The organism is Bifidobacterium colobi (assembly GCF_018555455.1).
Classification (GTDB): domain Bacteria; phylum Actinomycetota; class Actinomycetes; order Actinomycetales; family Bifidobacteriaceae; genus Bifidobacterium; species Bifidobacterium colobi.
The window spans coordinates 228,780-251,470 of record NZ_JAFEJU010000002.1 but is presented as its reverse complement, the minus strand read 5'-3'; the positions used below and the strand labels follow the sequence as shown (position 1 = coordinate 251,470).

Genomic DNA, 22,691 nt, shown 5'->3' with positions numbered 1-22,691 from the left:
CTTCATCGACGAATGTACGGATATGAACTTTGCTGATTATCCGGTATGACAGGCGGCTGAGCCTGCGGCTGTGGCGGCAGCGGCATAGGAGCAGCCTGACCATACGGCGCCTGCCGCGGCGCATACGGGCCGGCACCATACGGGCCGGCACTACGCGAAGACGGCACCACACCACCCTGCGGCGGATACGGGTTCGACGGAGGGTATGAGCCTTGCGGAGGCAACGGGCCGGCACCAGCGGAAGGACCGCCACGCCGCGAACCACGCCGCCCGCGACGCGCCGACACCACCGCCAGCACGACGCCGCCCACCACAACCAACAAGCCGAAGCCACCGGCCGCAAACCACACCCACATGGGCACGCCCGAAACCTCAGACTCGGCCTGAGAAACCTCCTCGGCACCCACGTCACCGGCCGTGTTCGTGGCCGAATACCTCATGCAATCCGAACCACCCTCGGCACGACACTCCTCCACACGCTTCCACGCAGCTTGCTGACGCTCATACTCCTTGCCAACCAAATCCGCCTCTTTAGGAACCGTTATCGGGCTGCCGTCCGTGGTGAACGGATCAGTCTGCCCATAAGAGTGGTCTTTCCAGTCGGAGTGGTCGGTGTACATGCCACGAGTCTCCTCATGCTTCTCGCTGGTCTCATACGCCCACGCAAGCAAGGGATTCACATCCGGATACCGCGTCGGATCCACACTCAGCAGCTTCGGCAGATCCACCTCGCCGAACCCGCGCTTGTGCTCCGGATCCAGCCGCGGCTCCCCCGAATCATTCCCCTTCGTATTACGGACCAACGACTGCAACACCTGATTGCCCGTAGCCTCAGGCCACCTCTGCAACACCAACGCCAAATACCCAGACAAAATCGCAGTCGCCATAGAGGTACCACCACCAGCTTTTGCATACTCAGGTAGGGTTTTATTATCAGTGCGCGTATATCCCGCTACTCTGACCCCGGGGGCAAGCATCGAGACATTACCATCCACGCAATCAGAAGTTGATTGCAAATTCCCGTCCCTATCCACGGCATTTACGGTGATTTCACCTGGAAATATGTTGTTAGTTAAAGGTTCTCCAACTAAATCATTTGCGGATGAAACACAATTATTAGGTCTGGCACCCACCACAATGACCCCATGGCGCATCGCGTTGACAATAGGCTCAACATATCCAGATGCGAACCCAGGACTTGCAATAGACATGCTAATAATATTTGCTTTTTGCACTACCGCATCATTGATTGCATCTGCTATAGAAAGACCACAAGAACTACTCGTATTCAATCCACCGATTTCGCCAGGCTGACTTAAGCTGATTGTATATGCCAGTATCTTTGATCGTTGAGCCACCCCGTACATACCGCGTAAGCCATCGTATCCTTTCCCATTACCTACAATCGCAGATACCATCTCCGTGCCATGTGTTGAATAGATACCGCGATCGCCGGCTTGCAAGGTGGGATTTTTTAGGTCCATGACATCGCCATCTCTGGTTGTGCACGTTGTAGCACTATTTTTTCCAATTGCTTTATAAGTGATATCTGCGTCATCCAGCGCCGGATAATTCGCCACTACCTGATCGTCAATGACCGCTATTTTTATCCCTTGACCAGTAATATTCTGTTCCCAGGCTGCCTTCACCTCCATATCAGTGATGTACCAATCAATAGGCAAAAAATCATCAGCCATAGCGGACGGCACACACATGGTCATCGCTGTCAATGTAGACAACATGCCAACAACAAACCGTCGTATTCGACGCGTCACAGGGTTGCTTCCTGCCATATCTTTGCTGCCTTCCATCTAGGCCTTAAGCCTGTTTTGGTGGCAACGGCACTGAACCGGTATGGTTCGGCGGCATCGGCACCTCGGTGAGCGGTTCGGTATCTGGCACTTTGCCAGAGAAATCCGTACCAAGCAATTCGTCGAGTGGCTTTAATATCTCACGAAGCGAATCCTTGTCTTTCTCACTCTCGAACTGGGTATCGGCGGCAGCCTCAACCTGCGCTTTCACACCGGCCAGAGCCTCCTCCTGCGATTGCTCACCTTTCTCGATTTCAGCAACAGAACGAGATAGCGACTCAGAATACTTACGAAGCGACTCTTCCAGATTCGCACGCGATTGTTGGAACGCATGCGCCGCTTGCTGTAAGTAGTCCTCCATGCCCTTCTCAAATTCATTGGGATCACTGCGTGTGCTTCCATCCCACTGGGCGCCCACACCATCCTTGATATCTTTGCCTGTCACCAGCAGGTTGGCAGCCTCGGCACGCACTCGATCGCCGTCGACATGAATCTCGTTTGCCATCTTCTTCCCTCTCCACACCCATTTGCGCCGTAACCCCTCATTAAGCCGACGCACTTAACACAAGAACACCGTTGTAGATGAATCGGGTGCTGTATGGAGGAACCATGCAGCACCCGAACCGTATATCATCAGAAACGTGCAGCCGAACGGTTATCGGACTCCACGTATTGCTGGGCAATCTCGGAAGTGACTTGGGAAATCTGCCCAAGAATCTGGTTCATCTCCTGCAGCTTGGTGGTCCAATCTTGCTGCGCACGATGGTATGCTTCCTGAGCTGAACCATCCCACTCACCAATAAGAGTTTTTACTTCATTCTGAAGGTTGTCCAGTTCCTGGGCAATGCCCTTGGCATCATTGGCAATATCGGCAGACAGCGACTCCACCATCTGAGGACGAACGGAAATAGCAGACATAGTAATAATCCTTAACTCTCAACGTTTCTATAGTGATTGCTAACCCAGCTCAGCCGAGCAATGCCTGAAGCCTGGAGGTACGGGACTGGTTGTCTTCTTCGTTCGCAGCCTGATCCTTGGCGGTTCCGCGCAGATTATCACGCAGATCATTAAGGATGTTGTTCAACTTGTTGGCTTTCTCCTGCCAATTCGCCATCAACGTGTTGTATGCAGTGGCAGCGTCACCACTCCAGAACGATCCCAATTCGGCCATCTTGCTATCAATATCCTTGATACGGCTATCGATACCAGTCCTGGCATTTTCCACAGCAACGGCACCCTTCTCAAGCGCACCTTCACCGGCCCTGATTTTATCAGCCATTTCGCATCCCTTCTTTGAGTGCATATTTATATTGCGTTGCGGCTGATGACGATTTGAGTCAGATGAGAATAATCCACCAGAAAAGGTACAGCATTGAATTCCCCGGAAGACGAGTACATCATCTTTGACTATTTCCGCCACTTACAACGACAAGGCTCATCATACGCGCCCCTCAGCTCATTTCCAACAATTATCCCGATATTCGTCAGCAAAACATGAAGAACGACCGTGCTTGCGAAAGCCGTCTATCTCACACAAACCGTTGCGGCAGGCCGCGCATCGGGCCGGAAAGCACTTGGAAGACTCGCATGCGCGGATAGATGTTCACCGTCCACATTGGCGCGTTCGCGGCGGCGAACCGCACCTGCAACTGGTTGACGGTACCGTCCTCGCTGGTGTACACGTACGGTGTCTCCCCCGGCTTTGGCATGGAAAGCACACGCACCGTGCGCGCCACGTTCGGGTTGAGCCGATCGGGGAACTGGAGAATCCGTCTCTCCCATACGCCCGGCATGACCGCCGGCGGCTCCGAGGCAGGCAATGATTCGTTCAACGCCTGCGACCAACGGTCACGCGTGGCGACACTGGCCACCGGCGAGACGAACTGCACCGCGTCCACAGCAACATGGTTGCGTAGCGACAAAATAGGTCCGGAACACAGCCTGCTCACATACGCCGGAGCACCGGTCTTGTTGAAAATATCAAGAATGAGCTGCACATTGCCACTTGATGCCACGGCCATATCCACCCATCGCACTGTGGATGCCGGACCATCCGACATCGGCGACGTTTGAAACACGGTAGGCATACCGGTGCCGGCCGCCTTGATGGGGAACATCCATTGCCCCTGCACCATGAATTCCTTCTCAATCACCGTTGATTTCCTTCCTTGGATAAGCGAAAAAGACTGTGCCCATTGTGCCCACTATCAATTGAAGCGTTGCCGATTATTGTAATTCGGATATTGAGGATGCGTGTTTCCGTATGCGCCTTCGCCGTAGGTCAAGCCACCGGAATAAATCCACATGCCGTAATGCGCGCCACGCGGATCCGTGGACAACGGGAACCTCGGATCACACTGGTCCGGCCACGACACCGGGCCACGATACGGGCACGGCAGCTCACGAACCAGCAACTCGTAATACGCACGATACGCACGAAACAGCTCCAGCTCAATATACGGCTGCGGATCATGCACAGACACCTTAGGCTCCACATCACCCCAATGCGTATCGTTAATCCACACATACAAATAGCTTCCGCTCACGATGAAGGCGGGTTTGTGCGGGAACGAGTTCATCAGCCGCAGCATCTCATCCGAACACCGGCCGTTGATCAGCGGGGCATACGGCACCCAGTCGGTCTCACCAATACTGCACGCCGCATACGCGACCAAATTTGTATCCGTGGTAATCGGGAAAGGTGCATCTAATACCCAAAGCCAAAACACCGGCCCCAATGGCTTCACCGGATCATAAATATCCACATACGAATCTCCATATTCTGAGCCATCAGAATAGTTATTTATGGTGTCCAGAATCCATCCTTCACGCGCTCTTACATATCCATAATCTCCATTCAATACTATATTTGAATTAAAAATGAACCTTTTTGACCGAGGCTTATCACGTCCTGATGCACACATAAACGACAGATCTGACGGTAGGAATCTCACAGGATAATACTTACGAAATTCGCTTACCCGCATAAGATCCCAACCTCGATCAGCTCGATCGAATGGGTCTTCGACGTGGCGGAAGCTGAACGGACCGCCGACATGCACTCTTGCCATGGGGGTTCCCGTCACTCGTTGGCACGCTTGCGATGACCGGCCATGGCCGCAAGCGGCTTCGCCTCGAACGTCATCTCAGCATCCTGAAATCCAACTCTGCGTATCCGCATTTTCCAACTCCTGCCTCTGTTTCTAACGATTACTCCGCTTGCTTCTCTTTTTGGACGAATACGTCACCCTTGACTCTCTTCACCATGTACTGCGTTATGGTTCATCATACGCGTCGGATATCTCTTTGCCCGACATGTTTCCCGTTATTCGCCAACAAGACTTAGGAAAATGCCGAACAAGGCCTATGATGAAAGAAGATGGGAACACGCCAATGCAGTCATCCGGATGAAGCCCATCGAAGAAGAGTGCGCACGGCAGCGCAGCATGCCAGCATATGAAGGGAAAGCCATGGCATCAAGAATCCCCGTACCCCCACGGCAAACGCGCTCCACGCCAATGCAACCACCGTTACCCGCCCCCGTCCATGCACCCCAAGTCAGGACTCCATATTCACCAGCGCCCGCACCTTCTGTACCCATTCAAAGCACCAATCATGCCGTGCCAACGCCCGCGGCACAGTCCTCGGAATCATCAACAGGGGTTCAGCAGCTCCATATTTCTGTTGTTTACAAGACAAGAACCATTGATCTATCCGTTGGCACTACGCCCATCGTGGCGGATCTATTGCCAGATATCGCCCGGCGATTAGGCGTACTCGACCCCGCAATAGTCTATGGCGGCTATCGCTTAATCGACAGGGAAGGCAATCCTCTCTCTCCTTCCCAGACACTTGAAGAACAACATATAACCGAAGGAAGCACGTTCACCCTTGAGCCCGGCGCTCTCAACGAGACCGACATTGTATACGACGACGTTGTAGAGGCCGTGGGAGCAAGCGTTCAAAGTGTGCATAAACCTTGGACTAAAAATCACACCACACTGACATCCTTAATCATCAGCGCAGGCATGCTTACGGTCAGCGCAGGATGCCTCGCCGTTTTCTCTCCAACGATTGTAAACGCGACACTAGGATTCGGTTTCGCAATAATACTTATCGCCTTATGTTCAGTATTGGATAGGAAAAACATAATCCCGCAAGCGCTAACCGTGGGGCTTATCTCCAGTGCTTTCGCCGCCATTGGCGGGTATCAACTTATCGCCACGCTATTCCCGGGGAACCATTTTTACGGATTGCCATTGCTGGGGGCCGCTGCCGGCAGCATCATTGCCGGCGGATTGATGGCAGTCGCCGCACCAAGAACCAAACCATATGCATTAATACCCGTCATTATCGGCGCACTTACCGTAATACCAAGCGGACTTGCATTCATGTTCCCCCTCAACGAGCGCCACATATGGATTTTCACTGCCACGGCCATCGCCATCGCAGCCAACGGTTTGCCCACAATGTGCCTATCCTTGGCGCGCATCAGCGTGAACAGTCCACACAGCGAATCCGATATTTTCAAACTGCCTGAAGACATCGACTACGAAGACATCAAACAACGCTATATTTTCGGCTCCACCATGCTGTTTATCGGCCGTATCGCCGTTGCCGCGTTGCTGCTCATCGTTACGCCATTGCTTACCACATTGCAAACACCATTAGGGGCAGGCATCTGTTTATTGGCATTCATGGGTATGCTCCTCGACTCCCGCCAGATCTACACGTTGCGAGAAATGATCGTTACAGTAGGAGCCGCAGGAATCGGCATTATCACCACTGGCCTGCTCACCAGCCAGACCCACCCCGAACTCAGTATTCCACTTACACTCATCATGCTTGCAAGCGCGTTGATAACCGTGATCTTTACCAACATCACGCACCAACAATCACTGTTTGCCACCAGAGTGGCGGATGCCGCCGAAATATTGTGCATTGTATTACTGCCACCCTTTGCCTATTTAGCCATTATTGCGTAATGGGAAAACCAGCACATGCTCGCACAATGCAAAGCAGCACAGAAGACTCGTTAAGCGACTCATCAAAGAAACGGAACATTAGATATGGCCGATAAAAAGGACCTTTCCGAAGCGCAAAGCTATTCTCGCAGGCGGCTGGTCACCGCTTTTACCAGCGGCATTCCCTCTGGCGTGGAACTCACCCCAAAGAAAAACCAGACACCAGTCATAGTGGGACTGGGTTTAGTTGCCATCGCCATTCTCATCAGTGTGTTCTACGGCATCATGAGTCCTTCGCTTCCTTCCGATTGGAAAAACAATAAGCTGATTGTGGCCAAAGATTCCGCAGCACGATATGTAAGCGTCAACGGTACACTTCATCCAGTAATCAACGCCATTAGCGCACGATTGCTTATCCCATCCTCAGATTTTGAAGTGCTCACCGTGGACGATGATCAACTAGCGGGAATTCCCATCGGCTCAACCCTCGGTATTCTTGGTGCACCTGATTCTCTTCCCGCACAAAACCAGCTCGCCGCTGGCGCATTGACAAGTTGCATGAACGATAAAACCATAAACAATATCATCAGCGCCAATCCAGTTCCCGCCCCCAGTAATGACCGCTCAGCCATCGTAGCCACGGTAGACGGTACCAATTACCTGATTACTGGGTCCAAACGTTATGAATTACCCAGCGACGCCTCAATTCGAGACAGTTTCCTACGCGCATTCGGAGTACCGCAAACCAAGTCCATCCCCGCTTCCATTCAATGGATCAATCTGTTCGAAGCTGGCAGCCCAATCAAACCTGTTACAGTTCCAGGAGCTGGCACAACCATTGATATCCATGGCACTCGCGTGCAAGTAGGAAGCATCGTCACCCAGCAGGGAGCCGCAAAAGCAACGAAATATGTAGTGCAGGAAGACGGCAAAGTCACTGCATTAGATGACTTCTCCTACAGTTTATACATCATCGACAAACCAGAAGCCGATACACGGCCCACCACATTATCTTCTAGTGATTTTCAGAGCCTAGCTAACGCATCATCTTCCCCTATACCATCGAACTGGCCAACCGGGCAGTTGCAGCAGGTCACGGGCAATCGCACCATGTGCGCTACGTTCCCCATGGCTCAATCCAACCATGAACGGCTATCCTCTCGCGTGAGGCTCATCAGTCGATCTTCCACTGATACGCCATCTGGCACCTCGTCGCAAAACCAAAGCAATACAACAGGCGCTACAGTGTCCACCACAATCACTGGCGGCACAGGCGCATTACTGCGAGCATCAATCGGCGACACCGACAAAGGCACCGTTTTCGCCATCGATTCGACCGGTACCGCCTATCCCATTCCCCATGCCACGGAAGAGATACTCAAGCGTTTGGGATATACCGGCAAAGATGTGCAATCCGTTCCGCGCTCATGGGCAGATATCTTTCCTTCAGGAGTGCAACTCACCACCGATGATGCCGGTAGCGCACCGAATCCACAAGCCGTCATTGAACAAAACGAAAAGAATCAATCATGAGGTTGAGATTCCTTCACCATGTGACGATTCACATGAATCGTTTTTCGCAATCCATTCTGGGCAGATGCTCGCACGTTCTGATTGCAATTTGTTTAGCAGCTGGCATGTGCATAGCTGCAATACCAACAGCGTACGCGGATTCATCTGATTCATCTGATTCGTCGAGTTCAGCAAGCTCATCGTCGCAGAACTCAGCCTCAGGACAGGCACAGTGCCAAGCAGGCATCGAAAACTATGTCACCCAGCAACCGTGGACCAACACACTGTTCGAGCTTGATACACTACATCAACATGCCACCGGACAAAACGTTACCGTCGCTGTCATCGACTCCGGGGTCGACACCGAAAACCCACACTTGGAAGGTGCCGTGATACCGGGCACCAGTATGGTGGCAGGAGATCCTTCGGATGGCACCATCGACATCTACAATCACGGCACCGCAGTCGCCGGTATTATCGCAGCTCGCCCGGTTGAGGGTTCCACCGTTCAAGGCATTGCTCCCGCAGCAACCATTATGCCCATCCGAGTGTTCGATACCATCCGGGAGGAGAACGGGCGTCAAGCGGGAGCTCCATCTATGGAGACAGTGGCATCGGCGGTCACTTATGCGGTTGACCATGGTGCGAAAATCATCAACATCTCACTCAGCGACACCCGCGATATCCCCGAAATGCAGCAGGCCGTGTCTTATGCCGAATCACATGGCAGTCTCATAATTGCGAGCGCCGGGAATCGACTTACTTCAGCGAGTACCAAAGATGGCGAACGATACCCCGCAGCCTATCCGGAAGTTATCGGCGTAACCGCATTGAATACCGATTTGGAACCTACCGGTGATTCCGTACATGGTGATCAAGTAGACATCGCAGCACCCGGCATGCAAACAGCAGGGACCATTCCAGGCGGAGTGGACTGCGTGTTCGCCACCGACGCAGCATCATCAAGCTTCGCCACGGCATATGTGAGCGGAGAGGCTGCATTGGTAGCTTCGGCGTACCCAGACGAATCACCGGCACAATGGCGGCAACGTATTCTTGCCACTGCCAACCGCACCGATCCGGATAATCGCAGCAGCATGACAGGTTGGGGCATTATGGATCCAATGAATGCGTTGTCGGTTAGTTTGTCGGATAATCTACGCGGACCACGGCCGGACGGTTCCACTCATGCGTTCCAATCCGAAACCTACCAAGGCACTATCGTGCTGCATCCTGTTAAGCGTCGTAATGCGCGGACCAAACAGATTGTTGCCATAACCACTATCAGCGTGCTGTGTTTATCAGCAGTCGTATGGATTATTGGCTTGCGCACGCGCGGTGGGAAAGGAACAGATCACAGCTAACCATCCACTTGGTGCTATCTGACTGTACTTGACTGACGGATTTCTCACACTGACTGACGGAAAGCTAACGTTGACTGACGGAAAGCTAACGTTGACTGACGGTTTTATAACGAATTTCGTTAGGAATCCGTCAGTCAACGTTGGAAACCCTACAGTCAGTGCATAAAAACCTTCAGTCAAGACAGCGGATAGCGGCGGACAACGGCGGACTGCGGACCTACAGCAACCTACAGCAACCTACAGCTGCCTTCTGTGGCCTACCAGCGGCCTACAGCGCGAAACCGAGTTCTTCGGCGGCCTCGGTAGGCACTGGATCGTTGCACCAGTAGTCTTCGAGGTTCTCGTATGTGGTCAGCGAGCGGATTTCCGCACGGTCGATATACAGTTCGCCGCTCAGATGATCGGTCTCATGCTGGAAGATGCGCGCCGGCCAGCCATGCAGACGCTCCTTATGGCGCTTGCCGTCCTCATCATCCCATTCAGCGTCGATGTCCAGCCAACGCTTACGCACCGCCTGGTAACCATCGAAGCTCAGGCAGCCTTCGTAGAAGGATGCGGTTTTGTCGCTGGCCGGCGTGTACTTGGGGTTGATAATCACATGGAAGGGGAATTCGGCGATTTCACGCGGATCATCCTCGTCGTCGCGTACATGGTCCTCCACCACGGCAAGCGCCAGGCCAAGACCAATCTGCGTGGCAGCCAATCCCACGCCTGGAGCCTCCAACATGGTGGTGTGCATCGTGTCGATCAGTTTGGCCAGCGTGCGCTTGGAAAGCTGACCATTGTAGGCCATGGTCTGCTGGCGTAGCACCGGCTCACCGGCCTGTACAATCGGCAGGATCTTCTCCTTGCCGCCGGTTTTGATGAGCTGCTCAACAATACGGTTGAGTTCAAGATCGACTTTGGTGTTCTTACCAAACATAGAATGTTCCTTTACGGGAATGGGCTACTACAGCGCCAGCTCTTCAGCCACGATCTTGGCCAAGCGGGTGCACACTTCGTCGGCGTAGGCCTGGGTTGCGGCCTCGGCCATCACGCGCACCAGCGGCTCGGTGCCGGAGGGGCGCAGCAGCACACGACCGGAGTCACCCAGCAGCTCCTCCTCGTGGGCCACGGCTTCCTGGATGCGCTTGTTGGTGGCGGCAGCCTTCTTATCCACGTTCGGCACGTTGATCAGGGTTTGCGGCAGCTGCGGGAAGTCGGCGGCGAGCTCCTTGAGGCTCTTGCCGGACTTGACGACCTCGTTGCACAGGGTCAGAGCGGTCAGGGTGCCGTCGCCGGTGGTGGCGAATTCACGGTTGATCACGTGACCGGACTGTTCGCCGCCGAGCGAGTAATCGCCCTTGAGCATTTCCTCCAGCACGTAGCGATCGCCCACGGAAGTCTCCACGGTCTTGATGCCCATGTCTTTCAGGGCGAGCTTCAAGCCAAGGTTGCTCATCACGGTGACCACGAGCGTGTCATGGTTAAGCTTGCCTTCGCGCTTCTTGGCACGGGCGAGAATACCCATGATCTGATCGCCGTTGACCATATTGCCATCCTCGTCCACGGCAAGGCAGCGGTCGGCGTCACCATCGAACGCCACACCCATCACCGCATCGGTGGCCTTGACCATGGCCTGCAGCTGCTCGGGGTGGGTGGATCCGGCGTTCTTGTTGATGTTGTAGCCGTCCGGGGAGGCGTTGATCACAATCACATCCGCGCCAGCGCGGCGCAGAGCCTCGGGAGCCACCACGGAAGTGGCGCCGTTGGCGCAATCGGCCACGATCTTCAGACCCTTCAACGGCTTCGGCTGGGTCTGGTCATCGTTGAGCGGGGCGATGGTGGAAACTAGATGGTCGATGTATAGGTTGGTGGCGGTGGTCTGATCATGGCTCACGCGACCCACGCCGGCACCGGTCGGGCGTTCCCAATCCTGGCCGAGCACGGCCTCGATCTCGTCTTCCTTCTGATCAGGCAGCTTGAATCCGCCGCGGGCGAAGAACTTGATGCCGTTATCAGGCATGGGATTGTGGGAGGCAGAGATCACAGCGCCCATCTCCACGTTGAGCACGCTGGTCAGGTAAGCCACGCCCGGGGTTGGAATAATACCGGCGTCAATCACATCGAAACCGCCCGCGGACATGCCTGCGGACAGTGCGGAAGCCAGGAAATCACCGGAAACTCGGGTATCGCGGCCCACGAGCGCACGGCGACGGCCCTCCGGCTGATCATCCTTGGTACCGGCGTCGCCGAGCACACGCACAGCGGCGTCTCCCAGGTCGAGCGCCAGACGCGCGGTCAAATCCTTATTGGCCAGTCCTCGAACACCATCGGTTCCAAACATCTTCGGCATACTATTGCATCCTTCACTTGAGCGGTCTCATACCGTCTCGTTCTATAACGTGCACCATGGTAATCGGCTCCATGCACGATGTCATACTGTTTTGCGGAATACTGCTCAATTCGGTCGCAATTATGAGTGTCAGACATGCGTTTTCGGGAGCATTGTGAGCATTGTGAGTGACCCTTAAACCGCAACAGTTGATATTCCCGCAGAAACCCTCATGACTAACCAAAGAGCAGAAAGCTAGCCAGATTCACCCATTCCAAGCGCCATGCAACACCCTAGACCGGCGGCCGCCAGCCAAGCTGCTCACGCCAACCGGCAGGAGGAAACGGCTTTACATTCCACGCCCCGTTGCCGGGAACATCATTAAGCAATATCCCCCAGCGCGGACCGAACAATATGTCCGCAAGGTCCGCGCGGTAACGAGCCGCACGCCAACCCACATAATCCATCGCACGCGAATCCAAACCCGCCACACCACGGCAAAGCTTCGAGAACAACGCATCGCGATGATCCCGCAACAACGGCACATACTTGGGGTTGGCGGCATTCGAAGCATGAAACATGGACTGTCGGAACGCACGATTCGGGCGCGAGATACTGGAAGAAACCATCGCCTCGGCCCAACCATGCAGGCCGACCGTAAACCATTGATCCAACAACCAGAATGCACCCAAATCACGAGCGATCTCATCCAACACCGTAGAACAACGCGTCTTCCGCTCCCACTTCAACAACGACCTGAAGGTACGCCGAGCACCAACCGGCATCAACGGCGTAAAACCCGGATGATCATAACAACTGATTCGCCACGGACCGCACTTATAGGTATGGCACTTAGCTATAAACGGTTTCTCAAAGAACGGCATAGCAACACCTCACGCCGACAACGCCAGCCGTCAGCGCGGTTGCTGACGTTCACGAAGCCGCTGAATCTGCTGCTCAGGCGCCTGAGGAGCCTGAACCGGAGACTGAACCGGAACAGGATACTGCTGCGGATACGACCGTTGCGGATACGACCGCGGATAAGCGCCCGGCACCGGACCGCCATACGGCAACGGGCCCGCGGCCGCACTAACCCCCGGACGAGGCCTGCGCCTGCCGCGCCGCGACAACACCACCGCCAGCACGACGCCGCCGACCACGACCACGGCACCAGCCACACCGACACCAACCCACAGCCACGACGGAACCGCGGACACCCCAGACTCATCCACCGCACCATCCGACCCGGACCCCTTGCGCGACTCATCCTCGGCCTGCCCGGCGGTGGCCGTCGCCGAGTACCTCATGCAATCCGAACCACCACCGGCACGGCACTCCTCCACCTTCGCCCACGCCGCCTTCTGACGCTCATACTCCCGACCAATCTCACCAGCCTGGCAAGGAATCTGGATATCATCAAGAACATTCCCGATGCCTTCGGCGTTCTTCGAGCAATCCTGCGTGTACCACTTCGAACGGTCGTCCTTCAGCCTCGCCGCCGCCGTCACCTGCGCCTCCAGAATCGGATTGACGTCCGGATACTGCGTCGGATCCACCGACAGGAGCCTCGCCGGATCCACCTGGCCGAAACCACGCTTATGCCCAGGATCCAACCGCGGCTCCCCCGAGTCATTGCCCTTCGTGTTGCGCACCAGCGACTGCAGGATCTGATTGCCCGTGGCCTCCGGCCACCGCTGCACCGCCAACGCCAGATACCCCGACAACACAGCAGCACCAGTCGACGTGCCACCAGAATCGATTGATATCTTTTTTGAAGTCACACTTGGAACAAGCGTCTTATCCCCCGGGGATAAAATATTCACATTTGCATCCGCCACATCTGAGATGCTGGCGATACCACCATCCGGACCAACCTCATTATTCCGCAACACACCAGGAAAAGAACTCCAAAACCTCGGATCACCGGTCAGCGCATCCGCACTACTACCATCAACCGTCGGATCAGTCTCGGTGTCATTCGAACGACCAGACACAATAATCACACCATTGCGCAGAGCCTGGAGCATCCCGTTGTAGCCATAATCTCCTAAACTACCAATGTTCGACATATTGATGATTCGCACCCCTGAATTAACCAGATAGCCAACATCTTTATCAGTGTCAATTCCTACCATTCCCTTACACGGAACATTTAAATTAATTCCAACTCCTCCGCGTCCACCTGTGACGAATAGAACGTCCGCTTTTGGCACCAAGCCGGTTATCCCCTGGCTCCCGTCCCAGCTCCTGCCATTACCCAAAAGCCACAGAAGCATGTGCGTTCCATGAGACGAATAATCACCACTCTCCTTGGACGTGGCAGTCGCCTGCAGCTCACCATCATCCAACACACACTTGGCCGGCTGATTATCGGCATCGCGGAAAGACCCAACTTGGTACTTCACATTCGCATCCGACAACCCCGGGTAATCCGAGACCACCTGCGTATCGTACACGCCGATCTTCACCCCCGAACCATCCAGCCCCGCCTCATGCGCCGCGACGACCGCACCGTCCTTGACCGGCCACAAACCACCCATGTCATCAGCACGCGCCGACGGCGACAACACCAGCAACACGCAAACCGCCAACACCCCCGAACACACAGAAAGAACCGATCTCTTCATCTCTGCAACCCTTCCATTCGACTCATACCATCATCGGCCAATTACTTCGAAGCGCTTCATTGCAAAAGAACCCCTGCAAAAGCCAAGCATACTTCCATAATGCGTCCGGCAACAACCCCAGCCACAACGCCATCCATCATGCCGTCGTGGTGAGCCTGCGCAGCATGTGCTGGTCGAGATTCAGGAAGGAACGAACACGGCAGCGCAATAGTATGCGCCGGCCTTCCTCCGTATGAGTATAAATCAACTCGCAATGTGTGAGACTCCGATTCAAATGCCGTCGTAATGCGTCTACATCCTGCTGTCGGCGCGCAAACACAGCCGGGCATGCAAAACTCACCCCATACGTGCGCACGCCCCACTCTTTACCGATAATCACGTACCTCGGATTACCAATAGGAGCTAGCAGTTCGGTCATAGCCTTGGCAAAGAGAACCTGCTCACGCCGCGAACCACCAATCAGCATGACGCGCAGCGCAGTCGAATCATCCTTGTCATCGAGCGACACCTCATCAATAGTGCTCACTGCTTCCGCACTGGCGATTACACCCATCTCACGCAACGCATTCAGCATGGCGCATGAAAGCGCGAATATCGTACGTTTCGGCGTCATCAATGACCACCAACGCATCACCGCCCTGCCAACGGGCACTACGAACATGGCCGCCGTACAAAGCGCCACGCCCAGCGTGCCGGTGCCATCATCAATACCCAAACCAATCCTGAATAACAGGTTCGCGATATACCAAAGCACACCCAACACCACGATTTTCAACGATTGCAACAGTATCGCCTCACGCGGCGCAGTAGGCTGCTCCACCTGCACGGCTTGGGTGACGCGTCCGCCGGTTTCAGTGGCATCCACAGCATCACGCCAAAGCTCAGCCGTACGCCCGCGGTCGGCACTGCGCCGCAGCATAATGCCATTAATACGTTCTATACCGTTGCGGTCGAAAGGCGGATTGAAGGCGTCAAGCTGTTCAATACCACTTTCGATAGTGCGATTCACATACGACGGACCAATAAAACAGTTAAAGCGGCGGGTGAGCATAGCAAAATCCGCGCCGTGAATCTCACGCGTATCTGGCGGATCGAGATAATCATGCGCCGCCTCCCTTATCGCACTGTCATCCACATGTTCCGGCTCCACAGTTGCCAAGTGCCACACATTGGCCACCTTGTTTGGATCCGCGCCCACAGCGCGAATGGCGCGCCCGCGCATCTGATTAGTCAGCATGAACGAGCCGACCGTGCTAGCCAAAACCAGCGTATTGATACTCGGTGAATCCCAGCCCTCACCCAGCAAGGATTTCGTACCAATCAGCACTTGAATCAGTCCCGCTTCGAACAGTTCGGTAATCACCGCGATTTTCACACCATTCGACGCCCCCAAATCAGTCTCACAATAGCGTTCGTCATTCAACGGCTTGAATCGTGCGACTACACCATACGTAGCGGCGCGGCGGGATGCCTCAGCTTGCAATGCGGTTGGCAGTATGGTGAGGCTGCCGGAAACCGCGGCGATGCTGGGCTGCGGCGCAGATGTCTCGTGTGTTGACGTTTCTTGCGTTGGCGTTTCGTGCGTTTTCTGCATTGCTCTGCGCAACGTTTCGAAAATAGGCACAATGCCCATGCGCGTAATGGGCTGACTGCTGCCGATCATACGTTTGGCATCGGCACGAATGTAATCAGTGAGCACCAGCAGTCGTAGCCGCTCCCCCATTGCCGCGCTCTCATGGCGTACGATGCGCACAATCGAATCAAGCTTGCCGGCCGACGAAACCAACTGGCGCATCGTGGCATCATCATTCAACAGTGCGACTTGCCCACGATCCGTAACACCCAGCCGAGTGAGCTCCTTCTTCAACTCATCAGACAGCGATTTACCGAACAGTTCAGGCGTACGGATTACAAATTGGAATGCTTGCTGCGCGTATCGCACACGGTATTCAGGCAACGTGCGCTTTACCGTGATCAGCTGCATAAGCCGTTGAGGAACTGCCATATCCCGTCGCTTGCTCATCAGAATCATCAGCGCGCAGTATTCATCGGGATAGTTATAGAGGGCTTCGGGAATCTGCTGTTGACTGCCGTCGGCGGCGATGCCGGCAGCGGCGATGATGCGCGCGAACAGATCACTGTCGATAATCGATTCGACGACTTTGGCAACTTTGACGCGATACCGTTGTATCGCCGCGGTTTCGCTCGGAGTCGGATAGTTCAGCATCACAAAATCCTGATGCGGGCACAGATTGCCCTGCTTGACCAGTTCAGGGGTGGCGATTTCCTCATCAATATCGCCGCACACAGCGATGTAACGTTCCCATTCCGCCGTTTTGGCATCATAAGGCGGTGTGGCCGTCAGCGCGATGATCATCAGGGGGCCGGCGGTGCGCGAATCATCGCGTAACTGCGAGCTCGATTGCTGGCTCGGCCGAGAGCTCGATTGCTGGCTCGACCGAGAGCTCAACCGAGAGCTCAGCGCGGCGACAAACGCTTCCAACACTTTCTGCCATTCGCGGCGCAGGTGGTGCGCCTCGTCCAAGCAAATCGTGCGGATGCCGGATGCGATGATGCAATCGACAAGAGCGGCGAGCGCCTGCGACTGCTGCTGTGTTTGCTGCTGTGCTTGTGTGGCTGCGCCCTGCTGCGTTGCTTGCTGCTGTGCTTGCGTGGCTGCGCCCTGGTGCGTTTCACTGACCGCGGCATGCAGCGCCTGATAGGTTACCGAGGTCAGCATGTTCGGATGACGTAAATCCGCGGAAGTCATAGCGGTCAGCGGATTCTCTCGATTGCCAGTTTGCGGCGAATCACCCAAAGCCTCCGTCGCAGTATCAGCCGGCGCATCGGCTGTATCAGACGAATCGGCTGTATCAGCTGAATCAGCTGTATCAGCCAGCGTGAAATGACTTGCGAATCGATCCAACCATTGATTGGCAATCGCAATCGTGGGCGAAAGAATCAGGGCCGCTTCACCTCGCCGGCGAATCAATTCCAATCCCAGAATGGTTTTCCCGCTGCCGGGCGGTGCCACGATATGCACATGACCATCGGCAAAATAGCGATCCGCATTGTTCAATATATGCTGCTGATAATCGCGGAACCTGCCGTTGAAGCGTATCGCACCCCACTGCCCAGTCATCAACGTCCTTCTTCCAACAGCCTTGCCGTTCCTGCTTTTCGTACCGGTCTACCGCACAAGATTACCGCAGCGTGCAATCGCGCACAGAGCTACCCACAGTTACACGCAATCACATATGCACCTACATGCACAATCGCGCGCATAATTGCGTGCATAATCGTGTGCACATCAGCCCCGACCGTCACCCTCGCTCAAGCTCAGGCAAATATGAGGCAGATAAAATTTTGGCGGAATTCCAACGATTCTGACGCATTGACATGGAAAAACGCATCAACGAAGCAGATACCGAGCAGATACCGAGCAAGTACTGAACGAAAAACCGTGTGTCCCATACGCCAATCGCCATCTGGCAGGTGTCTCTCGCGATCTGGTAGGTTTTCGAATGCATGTTAAGTTCGAATGCATGTTAAGTGAAGACCGAATTCCAAGTGCTGGCCTTATGACTTCGCTGAAAGCCGTCAGTGAAGTCAACGTGCCAACTTATGGGGTCAGGGCTTCAATGAGAACCGCTCAGCGAAGCCATAATCCATGACATGCCCGGACGACTTCATTGGACGCTCTCAACGTAGTTAAAAGGCCAAACCTTGTCCCAATACCATCATGCGCGTTTCCCCTAACAATGCCCAGCGAAGCAGCACGGGCACAACATGGCACTTCGACATCAGACGAATCGACAACTAACAAAAGAGACGACCGGCAGATCACGGAAGAAACAGCCAACCGAACCAGAAATCGCTAATCACACACGATACCCACCGAAACTGGCTCATTTCATCATTCAAGCAAATACCAGGCAGATAAAAATATGGCGGAATTCCAACGATTCTGGCGCATTGACATGGAAAAACGCATCAACGAAGCAGATGACAATCAGATACCCGGCAGATACCGAGCAGATACCGGCCGAAGATCGAGGGAAACCGAGCAGCCCACCCCACGCAGCCCGAGCACCGCCCCACACAGACCAAGCGACCGACCGCCCCGCCACACACAGACCGAGCACCGCCCCGCCACACACAGACCGCTCGACCAACTGACCCACTCGGCACGCAAGGTCGCACGCTGCGTCTAGTAGGTTTTCAATGCGAGATCGATGGTGAGCACAATGCCGGCGATCACGGCGGCGGCACGCATGATGTTCGCCGGAATCTTACGGGTGATGGGCGGAGCAATATAGCCGCCGATGAAACATCCGATGCACAACATGATGGCTGCCGGCCAATCAACGGCACCGCGCACGATGAACACCACGGATGCAGTGATGTTCGCACCTGTACCGATCAGGGTTTTCAACGCGTTGATTTTATGGAATGGTCCGATTTTTGCGGCATCCAATACAGCGAGCGCGCATGTGCCAGCGCCGGCGCCGAAATAGCCAGAGTAGATGGCCACCGCCCATACGCCGATCCACACCCACCATGAGTCCTTATTCATGGGTTGCACTGGTTGGTCAACGGACAATCGTGCCGCCTTGTCTTCCGCCTCATGCTGTTCGGCAATCGGCTCGGTTTTGGTGGCTTGCGCGGCGGCGTTCATATGATGCAGCTGGGCTGCGGCATCGGCGGCGGCCTGCTTGGCTTGCATGCGGCCGCGCGGATTAACGGCAATGATCAACGAACTGAACAAAATCAATGCGGGGGCTGCGAATTCGAACACCTTGGGATCGAGTTCCAACAGCAGGTATGCACCGATGATTCCGCCGATGGCACCGATGGCCACATAGGTGACCACGCGCAAAGTCTGGCCTTTGAGTTCGCGGCGCGCACCCATCACACCGCCGATGCCGGTGCCGACCACGCCGACCGTGTTCGAAGCGTTAGCGAGCACCGGCGGAATGCCGAATGCGAGCAATGCCGGGTATGAGACCAGGGAGGATGCGCCCACCGCGTAGCCTACGAATCCGGCGCCGATGCCAGCGAGCAGAATCAGCAGCAGTGAAAGTATGGAAAAACCCGCAATCATCCTCGTATCCTTCACGATCCTTTGCTTGTTCAGGCCGGCATATCGCCAACCTTGAGCGAGGATACGCCGTTGAGGATTGGTTGCGGGTTTTCTTTTGGTATGTGGACTACAGTTCTGGCGATAGATCCCCTCACTCGCCTTGGCAACGGCTTCCCTCAAAGAGGGGAATCTTCTTGCTGACGATAGTTCTCTAGGGGGGCAAAGTTGCAAAAAAATGCAACTTTGCCCCCTACATAGCTTTTGCCTATGTAAAGGCAGACGGCTCCTCATGAGGGGAAGCCGTGAGAACAGCGATTACAGGGCGGCGTTGTAGTCGCGCACCTTGAGGGTGCGGTGCGAGGATGCCACGTTCTCGATGATCAGACGCTTCAGAGCGTTGTCGGCGGCGAAGTGCTCCTCAAGCCATGCGTCACCGAGCTTGGTGAGCGTGGCCGGATCCGCGTAACCCGGGTAGAGACCGTTGAGCAGCGCTTCGGCCATGTGGTAGGTCTTGTTGGCCCAGACCCAGTCCACGGTTTCGAAGTACTTGGCGGCGAACGGCTCGGCCAGTTCGGTGTTCGGGGTGGCGGAGAAGCCACGGGCCACAGCCTCGAGCTGGGAGTTGGTCAGCTCATCGTTATTGAGCGCCTGATCCCAAGCCCATTCCTTGGCTTCGACGGTCGGGCGTGCGGCGCGGGCACCAAGCGCGAACTCGCGGTTCACAATGGAATCCTTCTTGGCCAGCTGCGCTTCCACTTCATCATCGCTCATGGCGTTCACGGAGGTGAGCGACTGCACGATGGTCCAAGTGAAGTTGTTGTCGATCTCAAGACCGGGCAGGGTCACCGTACCATCAAGCAGACCATGTGCGTTGGCGGCGAATGCTTCGTCGCCTTCCTCACCGTAGCCGAGGTAGGCGGTGATGAGCTGGAACTGGTTGTCCGAACCGGCTTCGGCGGCGTTGGCCAGCTTCCACAGTTCGGCGGCCACGTGGCGCAGCACTTCCTCACGGCGGGCCGGTGCCACATAGTGGTGGGCGGTGGTGCTCATGCAAGCCAGCGCGTAACGGAACGTGGTGGATTCGGTTTCGGTGGCCAGCAGGCGCAGGGTCATGTCCACGAAACGTTCGGCCGGGAATTCGCCGTCGCGGGTCATATCCCAGAAGGCCAGCCAGGTCACGGCGCGAGCCAGCGCATCATCGAAGCGGTGCAGGTTGGCTTCGGCGAAGGCCTGGGATTCGGCGTCGAAGCGAATCTTGGTGTAGGTCAGATCGTCATCATTCACCAAGATCAGTGCCGGACGCTGCTTGCCTGCGGCGGATTCCACGATGGTGGTTTCGCCGTCAACGTCGAGTTCGAACTGCTCGGTGCGCACGATCTTGCCGGTGGCCGCGTCTTCATTGTAGAAGCCGATGGCCAAACGATGCGGGCGCAGCACCGGATGCTCTTCGGAGGCGGTCTGGGTGAGCTTAAGCTCGGCGATGGTGCCGTCAGCCGTTTCGTTCACGGCGGAGGCGATGGTGTTGATGCCGGATTCCTCCAGCCACTTGGCGCTCCATGCCTTCAGATCGCGGCCGGAGGTCTTCTCCAGTTCGCCCAGCAGGTCGGCCAGGGTGGCGTTGGAGTAGGCGTGACGGTTCAGGTAGTTGTGAATGCCCTGGAAGAACTGTTCGCGGCCCACGTAGAATGCCAGCTGCTTCAATACGGAAGCGCCCTTGGCATAGGTGATGCCATCGAAGTTCACGTAGGTGTCGTTGAGATCGTTGATCGGTGCCACGATCGGATGGGTGGTGGGCAGCTGATCCTGGCGCAGCGCCCAGCTCTTCTCGCCGGAGCAGAAGGTGGCCCAAGCGTCATGCCATTCGGTGGCTTCAGCGGTGGCCAGCGTGGAGGTGAATTCCGCGAAGGACTCGTTGAGCCACAGGTCGTTCCACCACTTCATGGTCACGTAGTCGCCGAACCACATGTGGGCGAGCTCGTGCAGTACGGTCACCACGCGGCGTTCGGCCAGAGCGTCAGTCACCTTGGATTCAAACACGTAGGAGTCGCGGATGGTGACCATGCCGATGTTCTCCATGGCGCCGGCGTTGTATTCCGGCACGTAGATCTGGTCGTACTTGGCGTACGGGTACGGCACGCCCCAGGTCTTGGCGTAGAAGGCGAAGCCCTTCTTGGTGATGTCGAACAGGTAGTCCACGTCCTTGGCGAACGCCTCGGCCAGGGATTGGCGGCAGTACTGTGCCATCGGCACGATGCGGCCGTCTTCATTGTGGTATTCGGTGTGCCATTCGGCGTACGGGCCGGCGCAGATGGCGGTCAGGTAGGAGCTCATGACCGGGGTCGGCTCGAAGATCCACAGGCGGCTGGACTCGTTCGGCTTCTCGCCCAGGGTGCCGTCCAAGGTTTCGCGCGCATCGTCTTCCACGCTGGAGGTCGGCATGTTGGAGGTTACGATCCAGCTTTGCGGGGCGAGCACCTTGAATTCGAAGGTGGCCTTCAGGTCAGGCTGGTCGAACACAGCGTAGACGCGGCGAGCGTCCGGCACTTCGAACTGGGAGTACAGGTAGATGTTGCCGTCGGACGGGTCGACCGAACGGTGCAGGCCTTCACCGGTGGTGGAGTAGCGGCACAGTGCGGTGACCGTGACCTCGTTCTTGGCCTTCAAATGATTGAGTTCGATGCGGCTGTCCTTGTAGACAGCGGCCGGGTCGAGCTTCTCGCCGTTCAGTTCGATGGCGGTCACTTCGTCGGCGATCAGGTCAAGGAAGGTCGAGGAGCCTTCTTCTGCATTGAAGCAGATCAGGGCCTTGGAACCGAAGTTCTTCGGGCCGACCGTAAGATCAAGATCCACATGGTAGTGGATCGGCGCTTCGACTACGGCCTTGCGCTCTTCGGCCTCAACACGGGTCAGATTCGATCCGGGCATAGTGTTCCTTTCATACAAAAACCTCCCGGTTGGCGGGAGGTGGCGCGGTGCGCCGGATTGGAAAACGTTTTTTCAAGTAAAGGCTGTATAC

16 protein-coding genes are annotated in these 22,691 nt (G+C 55.7%); 3 read left to right on the top strand and 13 right to left on the bottom strand.

Going from position 1 to position 22,691, the window contains the following annotated elements; all coding sequences use genetic code 11:
* Positions 1 to 2: 2 nt before the first annotated feature.
* The 6 genes from JS530_RS03320 to JS530_RS03295 all read right to left on the bottom strand — a co-directional run bounded on the left by JS530_RS03320 (position 3) and on the right by JS530_RS03295 (position 4,576).
* Positions 3 to 1,793, bottom strand: a complete 1,791-nt coding sequence (locus JS530_RS03320) for a S8 family peptidase (protein WP_214375798.1) — start codon at positions 1,791 to 1,793, stop codon at positions 3 to 5.
* A gap of 25 nt (positions 1,794 to 1,818) precedes the next feature.
* Positions 1,819 to 2,316, bottom strand: coding sequence for a hypothetical protein (locus JS530_RS03315; protein ID WP_214375797.1), 498 nt, complete (start codon positions 2,314 to 2,316; stop codon positions 1,819 to 1,821).
* A 128-nt stretch (positions 2,317 to 2,444) separates the two neighbouring features.
* The gene (locus JS530_RS03310; RefSeq protein ID WP_214375796.1) at positions 2,445 to 2,729 is read right to left on the bottom strand and encodes a WXG100 family type VII secretion target; all 285 of its coding nucleotides are present in this window, start codon (positions 2,727 to 2,729) and stop codon (positions 2,445 to 2,447) included.
* 49 nt (positions 2,730 to 2,778) lie between these two features.
* The gene (locus JS530_RS03305) at positions 2,779 to 3,090 is read right to left on the bottom strand and encodes a WXG100 family type VII secretion target (protein ID WP_214375795.1); all 312 of its coding nucleotides are present in this window, start codon (positions 3,088 to 3,090) and stop codon (positions 2,779 to 2,781) included.
* 250 nt (positions 3,091 to 3,340) lie between these two features.
* Positions 3,341 to 3,964, bottom strand: coding sequence for a hypothetical protein (locus JS530_RS03300; RefSeq protein ID WP_214375794.1), 624 nt, complete (start codon positions 3,962 to 3,964; stop codon positions 3,341 to 3,343).
* Positions 3,965 to 4,018: 54 nt separating this feature from the next.
* Entirely contained in the window at positions 4,019 to 4,576 is a 558-nt protein-coding gene (locus tag JS530_RS03295; RefSeq protein ID WP_214375793.1) for a hypothetical protein, read from the bottom strand.
* A 585-nt stretch (positions 4,577 to 5,161) separates the two neighbouring features.
* On the opposite strand from JS530_RS03295, the gene JS530_RS03290 reads away from it, so the two are divergent.
* The 3 genes from JS530_RS03290 (at position 5,162) to JS530_RS03280 (ending at position 9,651) form a co-directional block, all read left to right on the top strand.
* On the top strand, positions 5,162 to 6,796 hold the full coding sequence (locus JS530_RS03290) for an EsaB/YukD family protein (protein WP_240541065.1): 1,635 nt from the start codon (positions 5,162 to 5,164) through the stop codon (positions 6,794 to 6,796).
* Between the two features lie 84 nt (positions 6,797 to 6,880).
* Entirely contained in the window at positions 6,881 to 8,308 is a 1,428-nt protein-coding gene (gene eccB, locus JS530_RS03285; protein ID WP_214375792.1) for a type VII secretion protein EccB, read from the top strand.
* Between the two features lie 32 nt (positions 8,309 to 8,340).
* The gene (locus JS530_RS03280) at positions 8,341 to 9,651 is read left to right on the top strand and encodes a S8 family serine peptidase (protein WP_240541064.1); all 1,311 of its coding nucleotides are present in this window, start codon (positions 8,341 to 8,343) and stop codon (positions 9,649 to 9,651) included.
* Between the two features lie 268 nt (positions 9,652 to 9,919).
* Here the strand turns inward: JS530_RS03280 and JS530_RS03275 are convergent, their stop codons facing one another.
* The 7 genes from JS530_RS03275 to pepN all read right to left on the bottom strand — a co-directional run bounded on the left by JS530_RS03275 (position 9,920) and on the right by pepN (position 22,600).
* Entirely contained in the window at positions 9,920 to 10,573 is a 654-nt protein-coding gene (locus tag JS530_RS03275) for a peptide deformylase (protein WP_214375790.1), read from the bottom strand.
* 27 nt (positions 10,574 to 10,600) lie between these two features.
* Positions 10,601 to 11,986: a phosphoglucosamine mutase gene (gene glmM / locus JS530_RS03270; protein WP_214375789.1), complete on the bottom strand. Its 1,386-nt coding sequence runs from the start codon at positions 11,984 to 11,986 to the stop codon at positions 10,601 to 10,603.
* 272 nt (positions 11,987 to 12,258) lie between these two features.
* On the bottom strand, positions 12,259 to 12,849 hold the full coding sequence (locus JS530_RS03265) for a hypothetical protein (RefSeq protein WP_214375788.1): 591 nt from the start codon (positions 12,847 to 12,849) through the stop codon (positions 12,259 to 12,261).
* Between the two features lie 30 nt (positions 12,850 to 12,879).
* On the bottom strand, positions 12,880 to 14,592 hold the full coding sequence (locus JS530_RS03260) for a S8 family serine peptidase (protein WP_214375787.1): 1,713 nt from the start codon (positions 14,590 to 14,592) through the stop codon (positions 12,880 to 12,882).
* A gap of 136 nt (positions 14,593 to 14,728) precedes the next feature.
* A complete protein-coding gene (locus JS530_RS03255) occupies positions 14,729 to 17,734 on the bottom strand; it encodes a DEAD/DEAH box helicase family protein (protein ID WP_214375786.1) in 3,006 nt (1,001 codons plus the stop codon).
* A gap of 1,068 nt (positions 17,735 to 18,802) precedes the next feature.
* A complete protein-coding gene (locus JS530_RS03250) occupies positions 18,803 to 19,696 on the bottom strand; it encodes a sulfite exporter TauE/SafE family protein (protein ID WP_214375785.1) in 894 nt (297 codons plus the stop codon).
* A gap of 294 nt (positions 19,697 to 19,990) precedes the next feature.
* A complete protein-coding gene (gene pepN / locus JS530_RS03245; protein WP_214375784.1) occupies positions 19,991 to 22,600 on the bottom strand; it encodes an aminopeptidase N in 2,610 nt (869 codons plus the stop codon).
* Between the last annotated feature and the right edge of the window lie 91 nt (positions 22,601 to 22,691).